The organism is Duganella alba (assembly GCF_009674495.1).
Taxonomy (GTDB): domain Bacteria; phylum Pseudomonadota; class Gammaproteobacteria; order Burkholderiales; family Burkholderiaceae_D; genus Rugamonas; species Rugamonas alba.
In genome coordinates, this window is the sequence record NZ_WKJN01000004.1 from 157,379 (window position 1) to 179,277 (window position 21,899).

The window sequence follows — 21,899 nt, forward strand, 5'->3', positions numbered from 1 at the left end:
CCAATAAATTGTTTATCGATATCGATACCGAAATCGATATGCCTACACCGTGGAGAAGCGGTAAGCCATCACCGTCGAATACTCCTCGTTCGGATGCAGGATCGCCGACGGAAAATCGGGGCGATTCGGCGAATCCGGGAAGTGCTGCGGTTCGAGACAGAAGCCGCTGCGATAGCCGTAGATACGCCCTTTTCCGCTGATGCTGTCATTGAGGAAGTTGCCGCTGTAGAACTGGATACCCGGCTCCTGCGACAGCACTTCCAGCACCCGGCCGGATGCGGGATCGACCACGCGGGCCGCCACTTCCAGCGCTTTGTCAGCGGATTTATTCAGCACGAAGTTGTGGTCATATCCCGAGCCGTAGCCCAATTGCTCATCCTTTTGGCCGATCCGTTCGCCGATGGTGTGCGGCGTGCGGAAGTCGAACGGCGTGCCTTCGACGGCCGTCGGCGCGCCGGCCGGAATCAGGCCGCTGCCCACCGGGGTGTAGGCGTCGCCGAAAATGGTCAGCTCGTGGCCGAGGATATCACCCTTGCCGGCCAGGTTGAAATACGCGTGGTTGGTCAGATTCATCGGCGTGGCCTTGTCGGCGACGGCGTGGAAGGCGATACGCAATTCGTTATTGTCGCGCAGCTCGTAGATGACCGTGACTTCGGCGTTGCCAGGATAGCCCTGATCGCCGTCCGGGCTGACGTAGCTCAGGATCAGGCCCGCGGACTTGGGCGTGTTGAAGGTCTCGGCGTCCCACAGTTTGCGGTGGAAGCCCTCGGTGCCGCCGTGCAGGTGGTTGGCGCCGTCGTTCAGGTCGAGCTGATAGGTCTCGCCGTCCAGCGTGAAGCGGCCGTTGGCGATGCGGTTGCCGTAGCGGCCAATCAGCGCGCCGAAGTAGTTCGACTCGCCCATGTAGGCCGCGAGGTCGTCGAAGCCGTGGCAGACGTCGGCCAGCACGCCGTCGCGGTCCGGCACGTGCAATTCGGCGATCACGCCGCCGAGGTTGCTGATCTTTGCCACCATGCCGTTGGCGTTGGTCAGCGTGTAGAGCGTGGCTTCGCGGCCATCCGCCAGTGCGCCAAATGGGGATTCAGTAATCGTTGCTTGCATGTTGACTCTTTAATGACGCGGCGGCCGGCGGGAATATGCTTCCACGCCGGCCGCCGCCGATGTTCTATGGGACAGGAAGGTCGTCAGGCGATCGACGGCTTTCCAAAAACGGGCATACCCTGCGCGTCCCACTTCAGCGGTTTGACGAAAGTGTGACGGTCCGGATTCCACAGCGGATCGCCGATAATCTCGGTGTAGGTACGTGCATGATAAACCAACATCACGGTTTCGCCATCATCCGCCACGGTGAAACTGTTGTGGCCCGGGCCGTAGATCTTGTGTTCGAAGTCGGTTTGCAGCACCGGTTCCTTCATCTTGGTCCACGATGCAGGGTCCAGCACATCGGCGTTTTCGTCCGCCCACAGCAGACCCATGGCATAGTTTTCGTCGGTGGCGCTGGCCGAGTAGCTGATGAAGATCTTGCCGTTCTTCTTCAGGATTGACGGGCCTTCGTTGACCCAGAAGCCGCGTATCTCCCAGTCGAATTCCGGCTTGCTGAGCATGACCGGCGGGCCGCCCAGCTGCCACGGCGTTTTCATCGGCGCGATGTAGATGTTGGAATTGCCTTCGATGGCCACGTCCTTCTGTGCCCACACGTAGTACAGCTGGCCCTTGTGGGTGAAGGTGGTCGCGTCCAGGCAGAAGGTGTCGATACCGGTGTCGATCTGGCCCATGAACTCCCACTCGCCTTCCAGCGGATTGGCGTTGGTGTTGCGGATCGCGTACATGCGGTGCTGGAACAGCTTGTACTTGATCTCGCGGCTCGGCGCGGCGGCGAAGTAGACGTACCAGGCGCCGTCGTTGAAGTGCAGCTCCGGCGCCCAAACCAGTTCGCTGTAGGCGCCGGTGTCCGGCTTGTGCCAGACATCGACCTTTTCCGCGTCCACCAGGCCGGCGATGGTCGTCGCGCGGCGCAGTTCGATGCGGTCGTACTGCGGCACCGAGGCGGTGAAGTAGTAATACCCGTCGGTGTGACGGTAGATATGAGGATCGGCGCGCTGCTCGATCAGCGGAGTGAGGATGTTTTCCATTTCAGATTCCAAAAAATTAGACTGCCACATGACCCTTGGCTCCCATCTGCGCCTTGACCTCGGTGTAGTACGCATCGTCGATGCGGTACTTGAACATCAACAGTCCCATTACAGTGTGGAAGAAGCCGGGAATCAAGGTCAGCATCAGCACGATGCCATGCAGGGCAAAGGCGGTCTGCTCGTGATTCGGCTGGTACTCAAAATACGTCAGCAGCACGCCCACCAGCGCGCCGGCGATGCCCATGCCGGCCTTCTGGCAAACGGAGATGCCGCCGAAGGCGAAGCCGGACACGCGCTGGCCGGTCTTGACGGTGCCGTAGTCGATGGCCTCCGCGATGGCCGACCAGAACACCGGCGCATGCAGGTCCACCACGAACGACAGCAGGAAGTACAGCACGAAGGCCAGCATGGTGTCGCCCGGTTTGACCAGGAAGTACATCGCCGCGCTGATCACGCCAACGCCGATCTGGGTCCAGCGGAACAACTTGACCTTGCTATAGAACTTGGTGATCCAGGTCGAGGCGATCATCGACAGGATGGCGGCCGCCACGCCGGTCGACAGGAAGGCCGACACGGTGGCCGCATCGGCGCCAAGATAATACTTGGCGTAGTAGATGGCGACCGAGCCGCGCACCACGTAGCCGATGGTGCCGGTGACGCAGACGGCACACAAAATCAGCCACTGGTCGTTTTTCATCAGCACCTTGATCTGCTCGGACAGCGACTGGCGCTGCACCTTGTGCACCACGCGCTCGGTGGTGGAGAAGAAGCAGAACAGGAACAGCAGCACGCCCATGACGGCCATCACCGCCATCGCCGCCTGGTAGCCGGTGGCCGCGTTGCCGCCACCCCAGCGCTCCGACAGCAGCGGCACGATCACCGTCACCATGAAGGCGCCGACCTTGGCGAAGAACAGGCGGTAGCCGTTGGCCGACAGGGTCTGCTGCGGGTCGTTGGACAAGGCGCTGGGCAGCGAGATGTACGACACGCCGACGCCGGAAGTCATCACGGTCATGATGATGTAGGTGGAATAGGCCCATACCAGCTTGGTGCTGTAGCCCCAGTCCGGCGTGGAGAAGACGAAGAACACGCTCAGGCCATACGGCACGGCCAGGAACAGCAGCCACGGGCGATAACGTCCCCAGCGCGTCAGCACGCGGTCCGTTATCTGGCCCATCACCAGGTCGCTGGCGGCGCCGACGATCTTCACCAGCACGAACAGCAGCGCCAGGTCGGTGGTCTTCAGGCCGTAGATATCGGTGTAGAAGAAGGTAATGATCAACATCATCGACGAGATCACCACGTTCAGCGCCATGTCGCCCGCGCCAAAACCGATTTTCTCCAGTACCGACATTTTTTGATTCGACATCTTATTCCTCAAAGTGCGAGGCCGCGCCCTCGCTCAGGCGGGGACGCGGCCGGATAACGACAGGCTGCTTAGATCTTCCAGTTCAGGAACACGCCAACCGAACGATCATAGCGACGGGTATCGCGTGGGTACAGCGCCTTGTTGCTCCAGTAGTCGGTGTACTTGAAATTCAGCAGATTGGAACCGGTCAGCGTGACCGTGGTGTTCTCGTTGATCTTGTAGCCCAGCGAGCCATCCAGCGACGACATCGGCGACGCGATCAGATCCAGGCCCGGACCGCCGTCGTTGTAGGTCTGAACGAACTTCGAACGCCAGTTATACGCCAGGCGGGCCGACACGCCATACTTCTCATACAGGCCCACCACGTTGTACGACCATTTCGACATGCCGGCAAACGGCTTGCCGCTCAGGGTCGGATCGCTGGCGGTGCTGGTCTGGCCTTCGGTGTAGGTAGCATTCGCCTCCACGCCCAAGCCGCTCCAGACGCCCGGCAGCTTGTCGAAGAAGGTGCGGTACGCCACCTCGGCCCCCTGCAGATAGCCATCGTCCGTATTGAATGGACGGGTGGTGTCGTAGGTCGCACCGTTGAAGGTTTCCTTGACGACCTTGGTCTGGATATAGCCCTTGAACTCGTGGCGGAACAATGCCACGCTGGCCATGCCGGTCGACGAGAAATACCACTCCAGCGAACCGTCATAGTTACGCGCGGTGAACGGCTTCAGATCCGGATTGCCGCCCGACGCCGTCGCCAGGTTGGTGGTGCCATTGGCGTTGATGTAGGCCGTGCCTGGATTCAGCTGGGCGAAGTCCGGACGGGTCAAGGTCTTCGATACCGAGAAGCGCGCAATCACGTCCTGGCGCAACGATGCCTTGAAGTTGGCGCTCGGCAGATACGCCGTGTCGCTCGACGTTTTCGAGGTCGGCACATAGGCGGTGCCCACCATCGAGTTACCCAGCAGGTCGGAGTCGGTCTTGGTGATGCGCATGCCCAGCACGCCGTCGATTGGAATACCGGCGGTTTCCCAGCCGATGTGCGCCTTGCCGTACAAGGCGTAGTTCTTCTCTTCGTCGGCGAAGTAGGAGCCAGGGTCGAGCGCCTTGCCGGCCGAGGTGCCGGTGATCGCCTGGCGCACCGCGCCGGTATTGGAGATCAGGTAGCTGGCGCATGGCGTGTACCAGGCGGTGGTGCCCCAGTTGTTTTGCATGCTGGCGGTGCAGTTCAGGCCGGGCAGGCTGGTGACAGGAATGCCATCCGGCGCCAGCACCGAACCTTCAAACGACTTGATCGACGCGGCGGTGCGCTTGGCGGCGCGGACGCCGAAGCCGAAGTCCTTGAACAAGCCTTCGTCGGCCATGGTGTAGGTGCCGTCGGCGCGCCAGTCGGTCGACGAGCCGTGGTCGTGGCCATAACGGTCGAACAACTGGTCAAGACGGTAGTTGGCCGGATTGGTGATGTCCTGGCCGCTGTACGAAATATTCGCGCCGCCGCCGGCGTTGGTGGTCACCACCGAATTCGGCATCACGGTCAGCGTATCCAGAATCGGGTTTTGCCAGTCGTAGTCAGACAGCGTGCGCGAAATTTCGCTGCTCAGGCGCAGGCCCGGCGCGGCGTTCCAGCGGGCGCCGATGGCGTGCTGCTGGGTGACGTTGTCGGCGCGGTTGGCCTGGGTCGACATGATGGTGTTGACGTTGTGCGACGTCAGCGTTTGCAGCTGGTTCGAGCCAGGGATCTTGGTGCCGGACATGGTGTCGCCAGGGCCCCACCATGGCAGCGCCACCAGGTAATCGGTTTCGAAGTTGTTCAGGTAGTGGGTGGCCAGACCTTCCGCGTACACTTCCAGATCCTGGCTCGGCTTCCATTGCAGCGCGTAGTTGGCGGCGGTGCGGCGACGGTCGCCATGGATGGACTGCAGGCCCATCAGATCCGGACCGGTCAGGTTCGGCAGCAGCCAGCTCTTGTCGATCGGCTTGGTGTTGAAGGCACGTTCTTCCGAATAGTGGTTGCGCACATACGAGACGCCAAACAGCGCGCCGACTTCGCCGATCGGCGTCTTCCAGCGGTTGGAGATCATGCCGCTGACGTTGGGATCGGTGCGGTCGGCCTGCGAGTTGTTGGTGGCGCCGCCATTCACCGCAGCGGTAAAGCCCTTGAAATCGAACGGACGGTTGGTACGCACGTCGATCACGCCGGCGATGCCGCCCTCCGGCAGGTCGGCGGACTGCGATTTGTACACGTCCACGCGTTGCAGCATGGCCGACGGAATGTCCGCCAGCTGGATGTAGCGGCCGGTGGTGGTGAACAGTTCGCGGCCATTCAGCAGCGTGGCGATGCCCGGCAGGCCGCGGATCAGCACCGTGTTGGCTTCGCCGCCGTCGCGGCGCACCTGCACGCCGGTGACGCGGGCCAGGGTTTCAGCCACGTTGGTGTCCGGGAACTTGCCGATATCGTCCGCGACGATGGAATCGATAACGTTATCGGCATCCTTCTTGATTTTCTGGGCGCTTTGCGCGGCGCGGCGGACACCGGTCACGGTCACGGTGGCTTCGGGCTGCACGGCATCGGCGGCCGCTGCGGTTTCCTGCGCAATAACCGGGAAGGCGGTCAGCAGGCCGGCGGCGGCCAGCACGGCAACGCCGGATTTCAGGACGAGACGATGCTTTGCCTGGGACTCGCAAGTCCCGCAGATACTGTGTTTCATAGGTCTCCAGTGTTGTTTGTTTTATATAGAGCTGCGTCATAGCAGCGCCAATTGAACAAATCTTATGGGCTGGAGAAAAAACAAACCAATCAATTTTTTCGGGTTTTCGATACCGAAAAAAGTATCAAGCCCGCTGGCGCGGGCTTGGAGGCTATTGAAATGCAACTTCCGTGAAGCTGCGTAACTTGCGGGAGTGTAGTTTATCCACACCCAGGGCGCGCAAAAGTTCAACTGCGCGAATACCGATGCGTAAATGCTGGTCAACACGGTCGCGGTAAAACTGGTTAGCCATGCCCGGAAGTTTGATCTCGCCATGCATCGGTTTGTCGCTCACGCACAACAACGTACCGTAGGGAACGCGGAAACGGAAACCGTTGGCGGCAATGGTGGCGCTTTCCATATCCAGCGCGATCGCCCTGCTCTGGCTGAACCGGCGCTCCGGCGTGCGTTGCGGCATCAATTCCCAGTTGCGGTTGTCGGTGCTGGCGACGGTGCCGGTGCGCATCACGCGTTTCAGGTCGTGGCCGGTCAACTGCGTGACTTCGGCCACGGCGGCCTCGATCGCCACCTGCACCTCGGCCAGCGGCGGAATCGGCACCCACAGCGGCAAGTCTTCGTCCAGCACGTGATCCTCGCGCACGTAGCCGTGGGCCAGCACGTAGTCGCCCAGCTCCTGCGTGTTGCGCAGGCCGGCGCAGTGGCCCAGCATCAGCCAGGCGTGCGGGCGCAGCACCGCGATGTGGTCGGTGATGGTCTTGGCGTTGGCCGGACCGACGCCGATGTTGACCATCGAGATGCCGGCGCCATCGGCGCGGATCAGGTGATAGCCCGGCATCTGCGGCAGGCGTGGCAGCGGCGAGCCGTGGGCGTCGCCCGGCGCCACCGCCTGCCCCACGCGGCGCATCACCAGATTACCCGGTTCGACAAAGGCGATGTAGTCGTTGCCTGGCTCGCCGGCCGGACTGGCCATCAGCTCATGCCCCAGCTTGATGAATTCGTCGATATAGAACTGGTAGTTGGTGAACAGGACAAACTTCTGGAAATGCTCGCACGAGGTGCCGGTGTAGTGGCGCAGGCGTTGCAGCGAATAGTCCACGCGCGGCGCGGTGAACAGCGACAGCGGCTGCGCCTCGCCCATCGGCGGCTCGTGGGTGCCATTGGCGATGCCGTCGTCCATGGCGGCCAGGTTGGGCAGGTCGAACACGTCGCGCATCAGCAAACGGCGCTCGGCGGTCAGACTGCCTTCGATGTGTTCATGCTCGGCAAACGAAAAATGGATCGGAATCGGCTGCGCGCTCACGCCCACTTCCAGCTTGACGTGGTGGTTGCCGTGGTTCTTCAGCAGCAGCTTGAATTGCTGGAGGTAGTAGCGGGCGAACAGGTCCGGCCGCGTCAGCGTGGTTTCGTAGGTGCCGGGACCGGCGACAAAGCCGAAGGCCAGGCGCGAATCGGCGCGGGCCACGGTGTCCGTATGGACGCGAACGAACGGATAGCAGGCGCGCACGTGCTCGCCGACGTTTTCGCCTGCCACAAAACGCTTCATGGCGTCGCGCAGGAAGGCGATATTGGCGTCATAAATGGCCAGCACCTGGTCGTAGGCGGCCTGGGCGTCGTCAAACTGCATGGGGGCGATGAATGGACGGGTGGTAGACATGCGGCTCCTTCAGTTTTGGCTGGTATTTCCTATTGTAAAGGCTGTAAGCAGAACTTGCATTCTCCCTCTATGGGAACCATCTGGCGTACCGTACAATGGCACCCTGACACCAATCAAAGCACCCGCATGAATCAACCAGTAACACCGCACATCGCAGACGTTCTTTTTGGCCCGCAGCAGGAGAGTTTGCTGCGCGAGGAAATCCTCGCCGACCTGCTGGAAGCCAGCGCCGCGCGCGATCCCGAACAGATCGCGCTGATTTTCGGCGAACGCTCGCTGACTTACCGCGAACTGAATGCGCAGGCCGACCTGGTTGCGGCGCGCCTGATCGCGGCCGGCGTGCAGCCGGGGCAGATTGTCGGCCTGTGGCTGCCGCGCGGGATCGAGCTGCTGGTGCTGCAAGCCGGTATCGCCAAGGCCGGCGCGGCCTGGCTGCCGGTGGACGAGGATACCCCGGTCGAACGCTTGCAGGTGTGCCTGGACGATGCATCCGGCGCCGGTGTGCTGACCAGCGCTGCGTTTGCGCCGCGCCTGTCGTCGCTGGCCGGTTTCGACCGCCCCATCTGGACGGCTGAAGCGGTGCTGGCCGCTCCGGCCGCCGGCGAAGTGCTGGCGCGGCGCGGCGAGGTGTCGCCGGACGTGCCGGCCTATGTCATCTATACCTCCGGTTCGACCGGCAAGCCGAAAGGCATTCTCATCACCCAGCGCAGCATCTGCCACTTCCTGCGCAGCGAGAACGAAGTGCTGGGCGTGCAAGGCGGCGACAAGGTGTATCAGGGCTTTTCGGTGGCCTTCGACATGTCGTTCGAGGAGATCTGGATTTCGTACCTGGTCGGCGCCACGCTGTGGATCGGGCCGAAGGAAATCAGCGGCGATCCGGAGACGCTGCCGCGCATGCTGGAGCAGAACCACGTCACCGTATTGCATGCGGTGCCGACGCTGCTCGCGCTGTTCAACCAGGAGGTGCCGAGCCTGCGCCTGATTAACCTCGGCGGCGAGGCGTGCCCGGAATCGCTGGTGCAGCGCTGGTCGCGCGAAGGCCGGCAGATGTTCAACACCTACGGCCCGACCGAAGCCACCGTCTCCGCCAGCCTGGCGCGCCTGCAACCCGGCTATCCGGTCACCATCGGCCGGCCGCTGCCCAACTACGGGCTGCTGGTCATCGACGCCAACACCGAGCCTGCCGCCCACGCCCCGAACGCCGGTGACGCCGCCGGCGGCGCTGCGCCCTCCCCGGCCGGCACGCCAATGGCCGGCCCGGTCCTGCGCCTGCTGCCGCACGGCGAAGTCGGCGAGCTATGCATCACCGGCCCGGGCCTGGCGGCCGGCTATCTCGGCCGCCCTGACCTGACGGCGGAAAAATTCCTGCCCAATCCATGGTCCGCCGGTCCGCACGACGCGCGCCTGTACCGCACCGGCGACCTGGCACGCATCGGCCCTGACGGCGAAGTCACCTGCCTGGGCCGCGCCGACGACCAGGTCAAGATCCGCGGCTTCCGCGTGGAACTCGGCGAAATCGAAGCCCTGCTCGCGCAGCAGCCCGGCGTCGGCACCGTCGCCGTCCTGCTGCGCAAGGACGACGGCATCGACCAGCTGGTCGCCTACCTGGTGGCCGACGCCGGTGTCACGCTGGACAACCGCGCGCTGCGCGCCGCCCTGACGGAAAAGCTGCCGCCCTACATGGTCCCCGGCCGCTACGAAATGCTGGATGCCATGCCGCGCCTAACCTCCGGCAAAATCGACCGCAAGACACTGAAAGCCACGCCACTCAGCGCGCCGCCAGCCGGCAGCACCGAAGACTCCGACCTGCCCGAAACGCCGGCCGAAGAAGCGCTGTTCGCCGCACTGGCCGCGCTGTTCCCCGGCCAGCCTATCCAGCGTCAGGCCGACTTCTTCACCGACCTTGGCGGCCACTCCTTCTTCGCCGCACGCCTGGCCTCCTCGTTGCGCGCCGATCCGCGCTACGCCCACATCACCGTGCGCGACATCTACCAGCAGCGCCAGATCGGCAAGATCGCGCAGGTGCTGGGCGAAGCGCAGGCCGAATGCATCGAAGAACAAGACTGGACGCCGCCGTCCCGGCTCAAGCGCTGGACCTGCGGCATCGCCCAGGCGGCCGCCATGCCGCCGCTGGTCACGCTGCGCATGGCGCAGTGGCTGGCGCCGTTCTTCACCTACCACTTCTTCACCGGCGATCCCGGCGACTCGGTGGCGGTTGCCATCGCCGCCTCGGTCGGCGTGTTCCTGCTGGCGACCATCGGCGAATTCGCCATCGCCATCCTCGGCAAGTGGCTGATCGCCGGCCGCCTGAAAGCCGGCGTGTATCCGCTGTGGGGCCTGACCTACTACCGCTGGTGGCTGGCCGACCGTCTGGTCGAGTCGGCGCCCGCCTACCTGTTGAGCGGCTCCTCGCTCAATGCCTGGTGGCTGCGCGCGCTCGGCGCCAAGGTCGGCAAGGAAGTCATCATCGGCTCGATGACGCTGCGCGCGCCGGACCTGCTGGACATCGGCGACCAGGTCAGCATCGGCAACGCCGTCAACTTTGAAAACGCCCGCGTCGAGCGCGGCCAGCTGCACCTCGGCCAGATCACGCTGGGACGAGACGCCTGCGTCAGTTCCTTCGCCATCATGGAAGGCAATACCCGCGTTGAAGCGCTGGGGCACCTGGAAGGTCAGTCGGCGTTGAGCGACGGCGGTGTGGTGCCTGCGGGCCGCATCTGGGCCGGTTCGCCGGCGCGCGACATGGGCGCCTTCGACACCAACCGCCTGCCGCCTCGGCCGCCGGTCACCGCCATGCGCCGCGCCGCCGAAGCGCTGTTCTTCGTCCTCGGCATCCTGGGCGTGGTCACCCTGTTCTTCATGCCGGTGTTCCCGAGCTTCGTGCTGATCGACTGGTTCGACGAAGCCGGCTGGCTGCCGTGGATACAGGGTGACGACATGCGCATCCAGTTGCTGCGCTACTTCCTACTGGCCTTCCCCGCCAGCACGGTGCTGATCGTGCTGACCGCGCTGGTGTCGGCCGGCATCCGCTGGAGCGCGCTGCCGCGCTTGAAGCCGGGCCGGTTCCCGATCCACGGCAACACCTACTGCGCCAAATGGTTGGTGAGCCAGATCCAGGAATCGAGCCTGAACGTCCTGCACGGCATTTACGCGACCGTGTTCGCGCCATACTGGTATCGCCTGCTGGGCGCCAAGGTCGGCAAGGACGCCGAAATCTCCACCGCGCTGGGCGTGGTGCCGGACATGCTGACGCTGGGCGACGAAACCTTCATCGCCGATGCGGTCATGCTGGGCGATGAGGAAATCGATGGCGGCTGGATGGTGATGAAACCGACCGTCATTTCACACCGCAGCTTCGTCGGCAACGGCGCCTACATCCCGGACGGCACCGTGCTGCCGGAGCATGTGCTGATCGGCGTGCATTCGCGCGCGCCGGACAACGCGCAAATGAACAGCGGCGACACCTGGCTAGGCTCCCCGCCGATCAACCTGCCCGCGCGCGAGCAGACCAGCGGCTATCCGGAGTGGCTGACTTTCCATCCATCGCCGCTGCGTCGCCTGGGGCGCGGCCTGATCGAAGCGTTCCGCATCGTCGCGCCGCATGCGCTGGTGATCGCGGTGGGCTACACGCTGGTGCTGGCGGTGATGCCGGCCGCCGGCGCGGGCCGCTGGGGCGAGGTGATCTGGGATCTGACGCTGGCGGGACTGGTCTACGGCGTGGGCAATTACTTCTTTGTGGTGCTGCTCAAGTGGCTGTTGATCGGACGCTATCGCAAGCAATCGGAGCCGATGTGGACGCCGTTTGTGTGGCTGTCGGAAGGCGTGACCAATCTGTACGAAGGCATCGCCGTGCCGAACTTCATGCGCTACCTGCGCGGCACGCCGTGGCTGCCGATGGCGTTCAACCTGCTGGGCGCGCGCATCGGCAAGGGAGTCTACATGGACACCACCGACATCACGGAATTCGACTGCGTGCAGATCGGCGACCATAGCGAACTGAATGCCCTCACCTGCCCGCAGACCCACCTGTTCGAGGACCGCGTGATGAAAATCGACGATGTGGTCATCGGCAAGCGCGTCTACATGGGGCCGCGTGCGGCGGTGCTGTACAGCGCCGCCGTCGGCGACAACGCCCGCCTTGGTCCGCTCACGCTGGTGATGAAAGGCGAGCACATACCGGCCAACGGCAACTGGGCCGGCTGCCCGGCCGCGCCAGCGCGCAAATGAACACCCTGGCCGTCCAACGCTGGCCCGGCCCCGCGCCGGCGCCGCAGGACGGCCTGTTCGCAATCCTGATCGACACATCCGTCGCGCCTGGCGCGCCAGCAGCGACGTCCTCGCCGCCGGCATTGCTCCGGCAGATGGACGCCGCCAACGCGTCATCGACGCGCACCGGCGACGCAGGCGCCCAACGCGACGACGCCCGCCGCCGGATCCGCCTCGCCGCGCGCGAAGCGCTGGCCGCCGTGCTGCGCGTACCGGTGGACGCTATCGCCATCGCCTCATCGCCCGGCACGCCGCCACGCATCCTGCTGGCCGGCGCGGAAAGCCGCATCGGCTGTTCCTTCACTTACGAAGACCATCACGCGCTGGCCGCCTTCAACCTGCAAGGCCCGGTCGGCGTGGACATGATGCGCATCCAGGACATCCCCGACTGGCAAACCGTCGCCCGCGACTACCTCGGCTCCACCGCGACCACGGCACTGCAAGCCGCCGCCGACCGCCCACGCGCATTCACCAAAGCGTGGACACGCCGCGAAGCCGCGCTAAAATACCACGCACAACAACTCGGCGAATGGCAAGCCGACCTGCCCGGCCGGTCCATATCGCTGATCCTGCCGGTGGCCGAACTGACCGGGCATATCCATATTGGAGACAACAACGCATGAGATGCATCGCACTGATCCTCGCGGCCTGCGCAGCAAGCGCCAGCGCCGCCGAATGCGGCCCGGACAAGCTGGGCACCGAACGCACCATCGTCCTCCAGCGTGAAGGCGCACAGTACGGCGCACAGCAGCACACCGCCCTGCCGCTGGAAAAAGGCGAAGTGGTCCTGACCTTCGACGACGGCCCCTCCGCCGACAACACGCCGCTGGTACTGAAAGCCCTGTCCGATCAATGCGCCCGGGCCACCTTCTTCATGCTGGGCCAGGGGCTGCGCAAAGATCCCGACCTGGCGCGCGAGACGGTGCGCGAAGGCCACTCGGCCGGCATCCACAGCGACACCCATCCGCACATGGCCACGCTCACGCCGGCGCAGCAACTGGACGATCTGGCCCTCAGCCGCGCCGCCTAGCAAGCCACCTTCGGCGTCGAAACGCCGGCCTACCGCTTTCCCTATCTCGAAGAGACGCCAACGCTGCTCGACGCCCTCAAGCGCGACAACATCACCGTCGCCTCGATCGACATGGGCATCAACGACTGGATACCTGAAGACACCAACGAAGTCCTGGCCGGCCGCCTGACCGAAAGCCTGGACAAAAGCGGCAAAGGCATCATCCTGATGCACGACGCCAACGGCCCGACCGCCAAAGCGCTGCCGACGCTGCTCAAGGTGTTGAAGGACAAAGGCTACAAAATCGTCCACCTGGAGTGGGAGGCCGCGAAATGAGCGCGAAATGGCGGGAGGAATTCGACGCCCTGCGCGCCATCATTGACGGCAGCGGCCTGAAGGAAGAAGTCAAATGGGGTCAGCCCTGCTTCACGCTGGACGGCCGCAACGTCGTGCTGATACACGGCTTCAAGGAATACTGCGCGCTGCTGTTCTTCAAGGGCGCGTTGATGAAAGATCCGAAGAAGCTGCTGATCCAGCAAACCGAAAACGTCCAGGCCGCGCGCCAGATCCGCTTTACCGGACTAGCGGAAATCAGCCGCCAGGAAAAGACGCTGAAAGCCTACATCAAGGACGCCATCGCGCTCGAACAATCCGGCGCCAAGGTCGAAAAGAAAACCACCGCCGAATTTCCCTTTCCCGAGGAACTGGAACGCAGGATGGACGACCTGCCCGCCCTGCGCAGCGCCTTCGAATCATTGACGCCAGGCCGCCAGCGCGCCTACCTGCTGCACTTCTCCAGCGCCAAGCAGGCCAGGACGCGCGAATCACGCATCGAAAAAGTCGTCCAGCGCATCCTTGACGGCAAAGGGCTGGACGACTGATTTAAAACGTCACCCACTCCTCGGCCGGCTGCGACTTGCCGCCGGCCGCCGGCACCAGGGTCAACGCCGGCCGTCGGGCGGGCGGTGCGGCAGGCGCGCGTGGCGCGGCTTTCGCCAGCCGCGCCGGCGGCAAGGATGGCGACGGCGGCAGCGCATCGAGCTTGAACACGTTCACCACCTCATTCAGCTTCACCGTCTGATCCTGCAAGGCCTTGGCCGCAGCGGCGGCTTCCTCGACCAGGGCGGCGTTCTGCTGCGTCGCCGTGTCCATCGCCACCACCGCCTCGTTGACCTGCCCGATGCCGGCCAGCTGTTCATTGCTGGCGGAGCTGATCTCGGCCACGATGTCATGCACGCGGTTGATGCCGACCACGACTTCGCTCATGGTGGCTCCCGCCTCGTCCACCAGCCGGCTGCCGGCCGCCACCTTGCTGACCGAATCGTCGATCAGCAGCTTGATCTCCTTGGCCGCAGCCGCCGAGCGATGCGCCAGATTGCGCACCTCGGTGGCAACCACGGCGAAACCACGTCCCTGCTCGCCGGCCCGCGCCGCCTCCACCGCGGCATTCAGCGCCAGGATATTGGTCTGGAACGCGATACTGTCGATGGTGCCGATAATCCTGGCGATCTCCCGCGACGAGGCGTTGATGCCGCTCATGGTCTCCACCACCTGCGACACCACCTCGCCGCCCTTGATGGCCAGCGCGGAAGCCGACTGCGCCAGCTGGTTGGCCTGGCGGGCGTTGTCGTTGCTGTGCTTGACGGTCGAATACAGCTCCTCCATCGACGCCGCCGTTTCTTCCAGCGAGCTGGCCTGCGATTCGGTGCGCGCCGACAGATCCATATTGCCTTCCGCGATTTCGGCCGTGGCGCTGGTGATGGTCTCCGTGCCCTGGCGCACCTGGCCAACGATGCGCACCAGGCCATCATTCATGTTCTTCAGCGCTTGCAGCAGCTTGCCGATTTCGTCGCGCGAGGTGACCTCGATGTGCACGCGCAGATCGCCCGCCGCCACCGTTTCCGCAATCGTCCCCGCTTCCAGCAGCGACTTGACCAGGCGGCGCGTGGTCAGCAGGCCTTGCGCGGCCACCACCACGATCACCAGCAGCGCGATGAACATGGCCTCCCAGCGGGCGCGCGCCAGCAGGCGGGTGGCTTCGTCCGCGCTGCGGCTGGCGATATCGACGTTGTACTGGTTGTGGGACTGTAGCGCCGCCACCAGGTCGACCACAACCTGGCGGCTGGCCAGCATGGAGGCCCCGGCTTCCTCCTCCTTGCCCTGCAGCGCCAGCCCGACGATCTTGTCGCTCAAGACCTTGTAGGCATCGACCGCGCGGCGGTCAGCCTGCAATTGCTGGCGATCCTTGTCGTCGCTGACGTATTTCGTTTCGTAGCGCTGCATCTCGTCGACAGCCTTGCGGTAGCTTGCTTCCCTGGCCTTGTCCAGATCATTGCGGACGGCGGGGTCGCGCACCGCCAGCAGCTGCCAGGTCGCGGCGCGCACATTGCCGAAGTCCGTGATCACTTTATTGAGCGAGATAATACTGGGCACCACATTGACGCTGACATAGTCGGCGGCGGTGAATACCCGCTGCATCTGGAAGGCGGCGAGCAGCGCCAGCCCCACCAATCCCACGAAGGCGGAAAAGATCAGGGCATACATGCGTTGAGCGATCGTCATTTATGCCACCTCTGCGTCAGGAACAATATCTTCGCCCAGCATCAGCCGGGCGACATCGAGCAGCACCAGCAGGCGATTCCCGGTGGCGCCGATGCCGGAGATATAGGCGTCGGCCTGCGTCGAGGCGATCTCCGGCGGCGGCCGGATGTCCGCCGGCGCCAGCGCCACCACATCCAGCACGCTGTCGACCACCATGCCGACCACGTGCCCGTCGTGATTGACCACGATCACAGAGGTGAACTGGTCGTAAATCGGCGTGCCTGTACCCAGCTTGATGCGCAGGTCGACGACCGGCACGATCACGCCGCGCAGATTGATGACACCCTTGACGTAGTCCGGCAGATTGAGCAACTGCGTCACGCGCTCATAGCTGCGCAGCTCCTGGATACTGGTCAGGCTCAGTCCATATTGTTCGCTGCCCAAGGTGAAGGTCAGGAATTCTTCAGTGGTGGTTGATAACGTAGTCATGTTGTCATCCTTTGTAATTAAGTGCTGGGATAACAATCAGCATAAAACCGCCGACAGGCCGCGCACGGGCACAGTTCATGAGAAATGCGGAGAGCACAGCGCGCACGCCAAGTGTGCTCCGGCAGAAACCGCAAAACTGTGCTGCAAGCCGTGCGGTCCCTGGCGATATGCTCTGGCTATTCAAGCCGATCAACCGCACCAATATTCAATCGAGGTGGCAACGTGAAAAACCTGACCGTCAAAGCGAGCCTGCTGGGCGTGCTCCTGCTGTTCACCGCCATGCTGCTGCTCGGCGCGGGACTGGGAACGTTTGAGCTGCGCCACTCCAACCAGACGCTGGCCGATGTGTACCAGATCACGTCGCAGGTCATCACCGTCAACGACGCCTACAAGGACACAACGCGTACCCGCTCCGCGCTCACCCGCGCCTACGCCACGCTCAAGGAGGGCCAGGGCAGGACGGACAACAGCGCGGCGCTGGCCAGCGCGGGAAAATCCCACCAGCGCACGCTGGACACACTGGTCAAGTTCGAGCGGGCGCCGGCTTATCCCGGCGAAGACGTGGAACTGAAACGCAATCTGATCGACTCCGGACGCACGCTGTCCAAAGCGCTGGAACGGGCCATCGCAGCGCTGACGCGCAATGACACCGCCGCCTACATCGCCATCAACGCCGGCGACGTGACCTCCGGCGGCGCCGCCTTCTCCACCCAGCTGGAGAAATTCCAGCAGTTGAGCGACACGCGGATCAATGACATGATGGCCCAGGGCGCCAGCAACTACAGCATGATCATGTGGATGGTCGCCGTCGGTGTGGCGGTGGCGCTATGCCTGGTGCTGCTGGCCTACAAGACGCTGAAGCTGGTGGTGTTGCGCCCCCTGGAAGGCGCGGTGTCGCTGCTGGACCAGGTGGCGCGCGGCGACCTGACCGCCGCCATCCGCCACGCCGGCGACAACGAAATCCAGCGCTTGCTGGCGGCCATCCAGCGCATGCAGCAGGAATTGCTGGCCATCGTGGCGCAGGTGCGGCGTGGTGCGGAACTGATCCACACCGGCTCGCAGGAACTGGCCACCGGCAATATGGAACTGTCGTCGCGCACCGAGACCCAGGCCAGTTCGCTGGAAGAAACCGCCGCGTCGATCGAGGAACTCACCACCACCGTCAAGCAGAATTCGGACAACGCCCAGCATGCGCGCGAGCTGGCGCAAGGCGCCTCGGCCACCGCGCTGGAAGGCGGCGAGGTGATGGAGCAGGTGGTGTCGACGATGACGGGCCTGAATGCGTCGTCGCACAAGATTGTCGACATCACCGGCGTCATCGACGGCATCGCCTTCCAGACCAACCTGCTCGCGCTGAACGCCGCAGTGGAAGCCGCACGCGCCGGCGAACAGGGGCGCGGCTTTGCCGTGGTGGCGTCCGAAGTACGCAACCTGGCGCAGCGCTCGGCGGCCGCAGCCAAGGAAATCAAGCTGCTGATCGACGATTCGGTGGACAAGATCCACCTCGGCACCGACCTGGTGGAGCGCGCCGGCACGACCATGCGCACCCTGGTGGGCAATGTGCAGGGCGTGACGCAGCTGGTGGCCGATATCGCCACCGCCGGCCGCGAGCAAAGCCATGGCATCGAGCAGGTAAACCAGGCGATTGCGCAGATGGACCACGTGACCCAGCAGAATGCGGCGCTGGTGGAAGAAGCGGCGGCGGCCACGCAGTCGCTGCAGGATCAGGCCGGCGAGCTGACGCGGGCCGTCAACGTGTTCAAGATCGCCTGACCGATACCAGCTCCATTTTCTGCAGGCGGATGTGCGGATGGCTTTCCAGCGTTTCCCACTCCGGCAGGAAGGTGAAGCCCAGCCTCCGGTAAAAAGCCGCCGCGCGCCGGTTGTCGGGATCGACGTCGAGCAGAATGCGCGCGTATCCGTGTGCGGTGGCGTGCTGTTTTACAGCGTCGACCAGGCGGCTGGCGGTCGGCGTGCCGCGCTGCGCCGGCGTCACCCACATGGCGATCAGCTCCAGCTCCCGCGCCAGGTTCGGCACATGGGCGACGATGCCGATGGCGGCGTCGCCGTCGAAGGCCAGCAGATAACGCGCCGGTCCGCACCCTGCCGCGCGGTCGCGCCATGCCTGCTCGCTGTAGGCCGCCGCGCTGGCGTGGCTGACGCCAAAGGCCAGCGGCGCGTCCAGCAAGGCGGCGAGCCGTATCCGTTTCAGCTCCGGCCAGTCGTCTTCCGCGGTATATCTGACGGCGATCACCGGCTGTATCCCATTTGCGCGTAGCGTACCTCGATGCCGCTGTATTGCCGGGTCACTTCGCCGGTGATGGCGAAGCCGTTCTGCTCATAGAAGCGGATGGCGCCCAGATTGGAGCGGGCCACATTCAATGCCAGGGCAACGGACGACTTGATCAACACCGCGTCCAGCAACGCCTTGCCTACGCCCCGTCCACGCGCGCTGGCTTGCACGAACAGCGCCCGCAGCTGGCCTTCGAACAGCGCCGCGAAGCCCTGCACGCCGTCGGCGTCGTAAACCAGCACCTTGGATTCCCTGAACGCCCCATCAGGATGCCGTCCTCCTCCAGCGGGGTAAACGTGAACGGTCCTGCTTCAAACTTCAGTTCATCCGGCTTGGCCTCCAGGTAGATGCGGCAAACCGCCGGCAAGTCCTCCTCCCGGAAATCGCGGATGGACTCGTGGCGGGCTGCAAGCTCGCGGAAGATCGTCCCGGATTCGGCCAGCTCACGCGGCGGCAGCAATGGCCGTACTTGTGCCATGTCGTTCAGCTCCGGCAGCTTGTACAGCGGGTCGCGGGTATAAGGCTGCGCGAGCGTGTAGTCGCCGGCCGCCACGATGGCCGGCAAGGCGCGCCCCGCCTGTCGTTGCGCATGTTCCGGATCGACGTTCAGCAGCTGCACAAACAACTCATACGTCGCGCGGATCTCACCCAGCATCTCGTTCATGTTGACGATGATGTCGAAACGGGAGCGCGGCCGCTCGGCGCCGACGACGTCGAACGTCAGCGAACCGCCAAGCAGCGCGCTGGCCTGGGCATTGCGCTCGCGCGCCAGCGCTTGGCGCGACGGCGGATGCTGCTCAATCAGCAGCCTCCAGATGAACATGGCCATGAAATGCGTGTTGTCCGCCCGCGCGAACAATTCCAGCACCAGCGACAGCGCCTCGTCGTAGCGTCCCTCGCGCTGCGCCTGCGCGGCCTGATCGACCAGGGCGTCGGGCGTGAACTGCGGCCCGCTCACCGGAACGCCTCGATCACCACCCTGGCGACTTCGCCATGGATCTCGGGCCGCAGCTTGTCGTCCTTGCCCGGCTGCGTCAGGTACACCGCCAGGATGATCGGCGCCCTTCCCGGCGGCCAGAGGACGGCGATGTCGTTGACGCTGCCGTAGTCGCCGGCGCCGGTCTTGTCGGCGACCGTCCAGCCGGACGGCACGCCGGCGCGGATGCGGGTCGCGCCGGTGGTGTTCCCGATCATCCAGTCCTTCAGCAGGCGGCGATGCGGCGCCGGCAGCGCATCGCCCAGCACCAGCTTTTGCAGCGAGCGCGCCATCGACAGCGGCGTGGTGGTGTCGCGCGCATCGCCGGGAAGCGCCGAGTTCAGCTCCGTCTCCCAGCGGTCCAGGCGGAATTCGTTGTCGCCGATGGAGCGCGCATAGGCCGTGACGGCCGCCGGACCGCCGAGCTGCTTCATCAGCAAATTGGCCGCCGCGTTATCGCTGTACTGCAGCGTCGCCTCGCACAGCTCGGCCACCGTCATGCCCTCCGCCACGTGCTTGCCGGTAACCGGCGAATGCGATACCAGGTCGCTCTTCTCGTACTGGATGTGTTTTTTCAGCAGGGACGGATCGCGCGACAGGATCGCGGCGGCCGCCATCATCTTGAAGGTGCTGCACATGGGGAAGCGCTCGTCGGCGCGATGCGCCAACTGCCGCCCATCCGCCGTGTTCAGCGCCGCCACGCCCAGCCGCCCGCCGGACTCCTTCTCCAGCCGCGCCAGCAGCCCGGGCGGCGACATGGGCGTGGTGGTCGGCGCCTGGTCCAGCAGATCGGCGGCGCGCGCCAGCGGCGTGCACGCCAGCGCCAGCAGCAGCGCACGACGGGTTGTGAAATCGCTCATCGGCCCAAGAATAAGAGTTAAATAAAAATAAACATATCACACCCTTGGCAAAAAAGCCAAGCCCAATTGCGCGCACCGCAATTGGCAGCGGCGGTAAACTCCCCGCATGGCTACTCAGGTACTCATCGTCGGCGCCGGTCCCACCGGCTTGGTGCTTGCCATCGCACTGGCAAGGCGCGGCGTTGCTGTCCGCATCATCGACAAGAACAGCGGGCCGGGCCAGGCCTCGCGCGCCATGGCCGTCCATGCGCGCACGCTGGAGTTCTACCGCCAGCTGGGCTTTGCCGACGCGGTGCTCAGCCAGGGCATCAAGATCGACGCCATCCACCTGCGCGAACACGGCGAGGACATCGCGGCGCTGCCGCTCAACGACATCGGCGCCGGCCTCAGTCCCTATCCTTTCGTGCTGGCCTTTCCGCAGGACGACCACGAGCGCTTCCTGGTCGCGCAATTGCAGGCCGAAGGCGTGGCGGTCGAATGGAACACCGAACTGGAGTCCGTCACACAGGACGAATGGGGCGTGCGCGCGGTGCTGGAGTACAACGGCGACCGCATCGCCTGCAGCAGCACCTACCTGTGCGGCTGCGACGGCGCCCGCAGCCGCGTGCGCGAATCGCTGCGGCTGACCTTCAGCGGCGGCACCTACGACCATCTCTACTACGTGGCGGACGTGCAGACCGCCGGCCCGCCGAATCCGGACCTGCTGGCCCACCTCGGCGCCCACACCTTTGCGCTGATGCTGCCGGTGCGTTCGCGCGGCATGCAGCGGCTGATCGGCATCATGCCGCCGGGCGCGCCGGCGGAACCGGACTTCGAATCCGTGCGGCCGGTGCTGGAGCCGCTGCTGGGCATCAAGGTGGACCAGGTGAACTGGTTCTCGACCTACCACGTGCACCACCGCGTGGCCGCGCGCTTCCGCGTCGAGCGCTGCTTCATCGCTGGCGACGCCGCCCACATCCACAGCCCGGCCGGCGGCCAGGGCATGAACACCGGCATCGGCGACGCCATCAACCTCGCGTGGAAACTGGCCCACGTGCTGCAAGGCCGCGCCGATGCGAAACTGCTCGACACCTACGAGGCCGAGCGCATCATCTTCGCGCGCAAGCTGGTCGTCACCACCGACCGCGCCTTCCAGCTCATCGTGTCGCAAGGCGCGGGCGGGCAACTGCTGCGCAGCTGGCTGCTGCCGCACGTGTTCCCGGTGCTGACCGGCTTTGCCGCCGCACGGCGCACGCTGTTCAAGACCCTGTCGCAGGTGCTGATCCATTATCCCGACAGTCCGCTGAGCGGCGGCCGCGCCGGCGATGTCATCGGCGGCGACCGGCTGCCGTGGGTGCCGGATAATTTCGCACCGCTGCAAACCCTGGACTGGCAGCTGCACGTCTACGGCCAAACCGATCCGCTGCTCGCCGCCGCCGCGCAGGCGCTGCGCCTGCCGCTGCACGCCTGGCCATGGAGCGACGCCGCCGCCCACGCCGGCCTGCTGGAGAACGCGGCCTACCTGGTGCGGCCCGACATGCACGTGGCGCTGGCCCTGCCGCGCCAGGAGGTGGACGTGCTGCAGGAACTGGCCGCGCGCTTCGCGCTGCGATTCGCCGGCGATAGCTAAAA

18 protein-coding genes are annotated in these 21,899 nt (G+C 64.7%); 7 read left to right on the forward strand and 11 right to left on the reverse strand.

Translation table 11 applies throughout. The features are described from left to right. Positions 1-42: 42 nt before the first annotated feature. The 5 genes from GJ695_RS05530 to GJ695_RS05550 form a co-directional block, all read right to left on the reverse strand. Positions 43-1,101 carry an aldose epimerase family protein gene (locus GJ695_RS05530; RefSeq protein WP_154362695.1) on the reverse strand — a complete coding sequence of 353 codons (1,059 nt, stop codon included), beginning with the start codon at positions 1,099-1,101 and terminating at the stop codon, positions 43-45. Positions 1,102-1,184: 83 nt separating this feature from the next. Next, a complete protein-coding gene (locus GJ695_RS05535) occupies positions 1,185-2,132 on the reverse strand; it encodes a glycoside hydrolase family 43 protein (protein WP_154362697.1) in 948 nt (315 codons plus the stop codon). Positions 2,133-2,148: 16 nt separating this feature from the next. Continuing rightward, positions 2,149-3,501 carry an MFS transporter gene (locus GJ695_RS05540; RefSeq protein ID WP_154362699.1) on the reverse strand — a complete coding sequence of 451 codons (1,353 nt, stop codon included), beginning with the start codon at positions 3,499-3,501 and terminating at the stop codon, positions 2,149-2,151. A gap of 68 nt (positions 3,502-3,569) precedes the next feature. Further along, a complete protein-coding gene (locus GJ695_RS05545; protein ID WP_154362701.1) occupies positions 3,570-6,200 on the reverse strand; it encodes a TonB-dependent receptor in 2,631 nt (876 codons plus the stop codon). A gap of 151 nt (positions 6,201-6,351) precedes the next feature. After that, positions 6,352-7,854: an AMP nucleosidase gene (locus GJ695_RS05550; RefSeq protein ID WP_154362703.1), complete on the reverse strand. Its 1,503-nt coding sequence runs from the start codon at positions 7,852-7,854 to the stop codon at positions 6,352-6,354. A gap of 126 nt (positions 7,855-7,980) precedes the next feature. Between GJ695_RS05550 and GJ695_RS05555 the strand changes: the two genes are divergently transcribed. From GJ695_RS05555 to GJ695_RS05575, 5 genes are all read left to right on the forward strand, one after another. Next, positions 7,981-12,081 carry a Pls/PosA family non-ribosomal peptide synthetase gene (locus GJ695_RS05555; protein ID WP_154362705.1) on the forward strand — a complete coding sequence of 1,367 codons (4,101 nt, stop codon included), beginning with the start codon at positions 7,981-7,983 and terminating at the stop codon, positions 12,079-12,081. Continuing rightward, positions 12,078-12,743: a 4'-phosphopantetheinyl transferase superfamily protein gene (locus GJ695_RS05560; RefSeq protein WP_154362707.1), complete on the forward strand. Its 666-nt coding sequence runs from the start codon at positions 12,078-12,080 to the stop codon at positions 12,741-12,743. Before GJ695_RS05555 ends, GJ695_RS05560 begins: the two co-directional genes overlap by 4 nt. Beyond that, positions 12,740-13,150 carry a polysaccharide deacetylase family protein gene (locus GJ695_RS05565; protein ID WP_166455164.1) on the forward strand — a complete coding sequence of 137 codons (411 nt, stop codon included), beginning with the start codon at positions 12,740-12,742 and terminating at the stop codon, positions 13,148-13,150. Before GJ695_RS05560 ends, GJ695_RS05565 begins: the two co-directional genes overlap by 4 nt. A gap of 111 nt (positions 13,151-13,261) precedes the next feature. Then, positions 13,262-13,465 (forward strand): polysaccharide deacetylase family protein, encoded by a 204-nt coding sequence (locus GJ695_RS05570; protein ID WP_154362711.1) that lies wholly within the window; start codon positions 13,262-13,264, stop codon positions 13,463-13,465. Then, positions 13,462-14,010 carry a YdeI/OmpD-associated family protein gene (locus GJ695_RS05575; protein WP_154362713.1) on the forward strand — a complete coding sequence of 183 codons (549 nt, stop codon included), beginning with the start codon at positions 13,462-13,464 and terminating at the stop codon, positions 14,008-14,010. The genes GJ695_RS05570 and GJ695_RS05575 overlap by 4 nt, the downstream gene beginning before the upstream one ends. Before the next feature lies 1 nt (position 14,011). Here the strand turns inward: GJ695_RS05575 and GJ695_RS30450 are convergent, their stop codons facing one another. Then, positions 14,012-15,691 carry a methyl-accepting chemotaxis protein gene (locus GJ695_RS30450; protein ID WP_154362715.1) on the reverse strand — a complete coding sequence of 560 codons (1,680 nt, stop codon included), beginning with the start codon at positions 15,689-15,691 and terminating at the stop codon, positions 14,012-14,014. Further along, positions 15,692-16,159, reverse strand: coding sequence for a chemotaxis protein CheW (locus GJ695_RS05585; RefSeq protein ID WP_154362717.1), 468 nt, complete (start codon positions 16,157-16,159; stop codon positions 15,692-15,694). Positions 16,160-16,381: 222 nt separating this feature from the next. Here GJ695_RS05585 and GJ695_RS30455 point away from each other — a divergent pair, with 222 nt between their 5' ends. Further along, positions 16,382-17,932 (forward strand): methyl-accepting chemotaxis protein, encoded by a 1,551-nt coding sequence (locus GJ695_RS30455; protein WP_166455163.1) that lies wholly within the window; start codon positions 16,382-16,384, stop codon positions 17,930-17,932. Here GJ695_RS30455 and GJ695_RS05595 read toward each other — a convergent pair. From GJ695_RS05595 to bla, 4 genes are read right to left on the reverse strand one after another with little or no spacing between them, the layout of a single operon-like run. Next, positions 17,919-18,413, reverse strand: coding sequence for a GNAT family N-acetyltransferase (locus GJ695_RS05595; protein WP_371866492.1), 495 nt, complete (start codon positions 18,411-18,413; stop codon positions 17,919-17,921). The genes GJ695_RS30455 and GJ695_RS05595 overlap by 14 nt on opposite strands. Then, on the reverse strand, positions 18,410-18,694 hold the full coding sequence (locus tag GJ695_RS05600) for a GNAT family N-acetyltransferase (protein WP_154362721.1): 285 nt from the start codon (positions 18,692-18,694) through the stop codon (positions 18,410-18,412). The genes GJ695_RS05595 and GJ695_RS05600 overlap by 4 nt, the downstream gene beginning before the upstream one ends. Continuing rightward, entirely contained in the window at positions 18,592-19,410 is an 819-nt protein-coding gene (locus GJ695_RS05605) for a hypothetical protein (RefSeq protein ID WP_154362723.1), read from the reverse strand. The genes GJ695_RS05600 and GJ695_RS05605 overlap by 103 nt, the downstream gene beginning before the upstream one ends. After that, positions 19,407-20,288, reverse strand: coding sequence for a class A beta-lactamase (bla, locus tag GJ695_RS05610; RefSeq protein WP_154362725.1), 882 nt, complete (start codon positions 20,286-20,288; stop codon positions 19,407-19,409). The genes GJ695_RS05605 and bla overlap by 4 nt, the downstream gene beginning before the upstream one ends. 106 nt (positions 20,289-20,394) lie before the next feature. Here bla and GJ695_RS05615 point away from each other — a divergent pair, with 106 nt between their 5' ends. Further along, positions 20,395-21,897: an FAD-dependent monooxygenase gene (locus GJ695_RS05615; protein WP_154362727.1), complete on the forward strand. Its 1,503-nt coding sequence runs from the start codon at positions 20,395-20,397 to the stop codon at positions 21,895-21,897. The last annotated feature ends 2 nt before the right edge of the window (positions 21,898-21,899 follow it).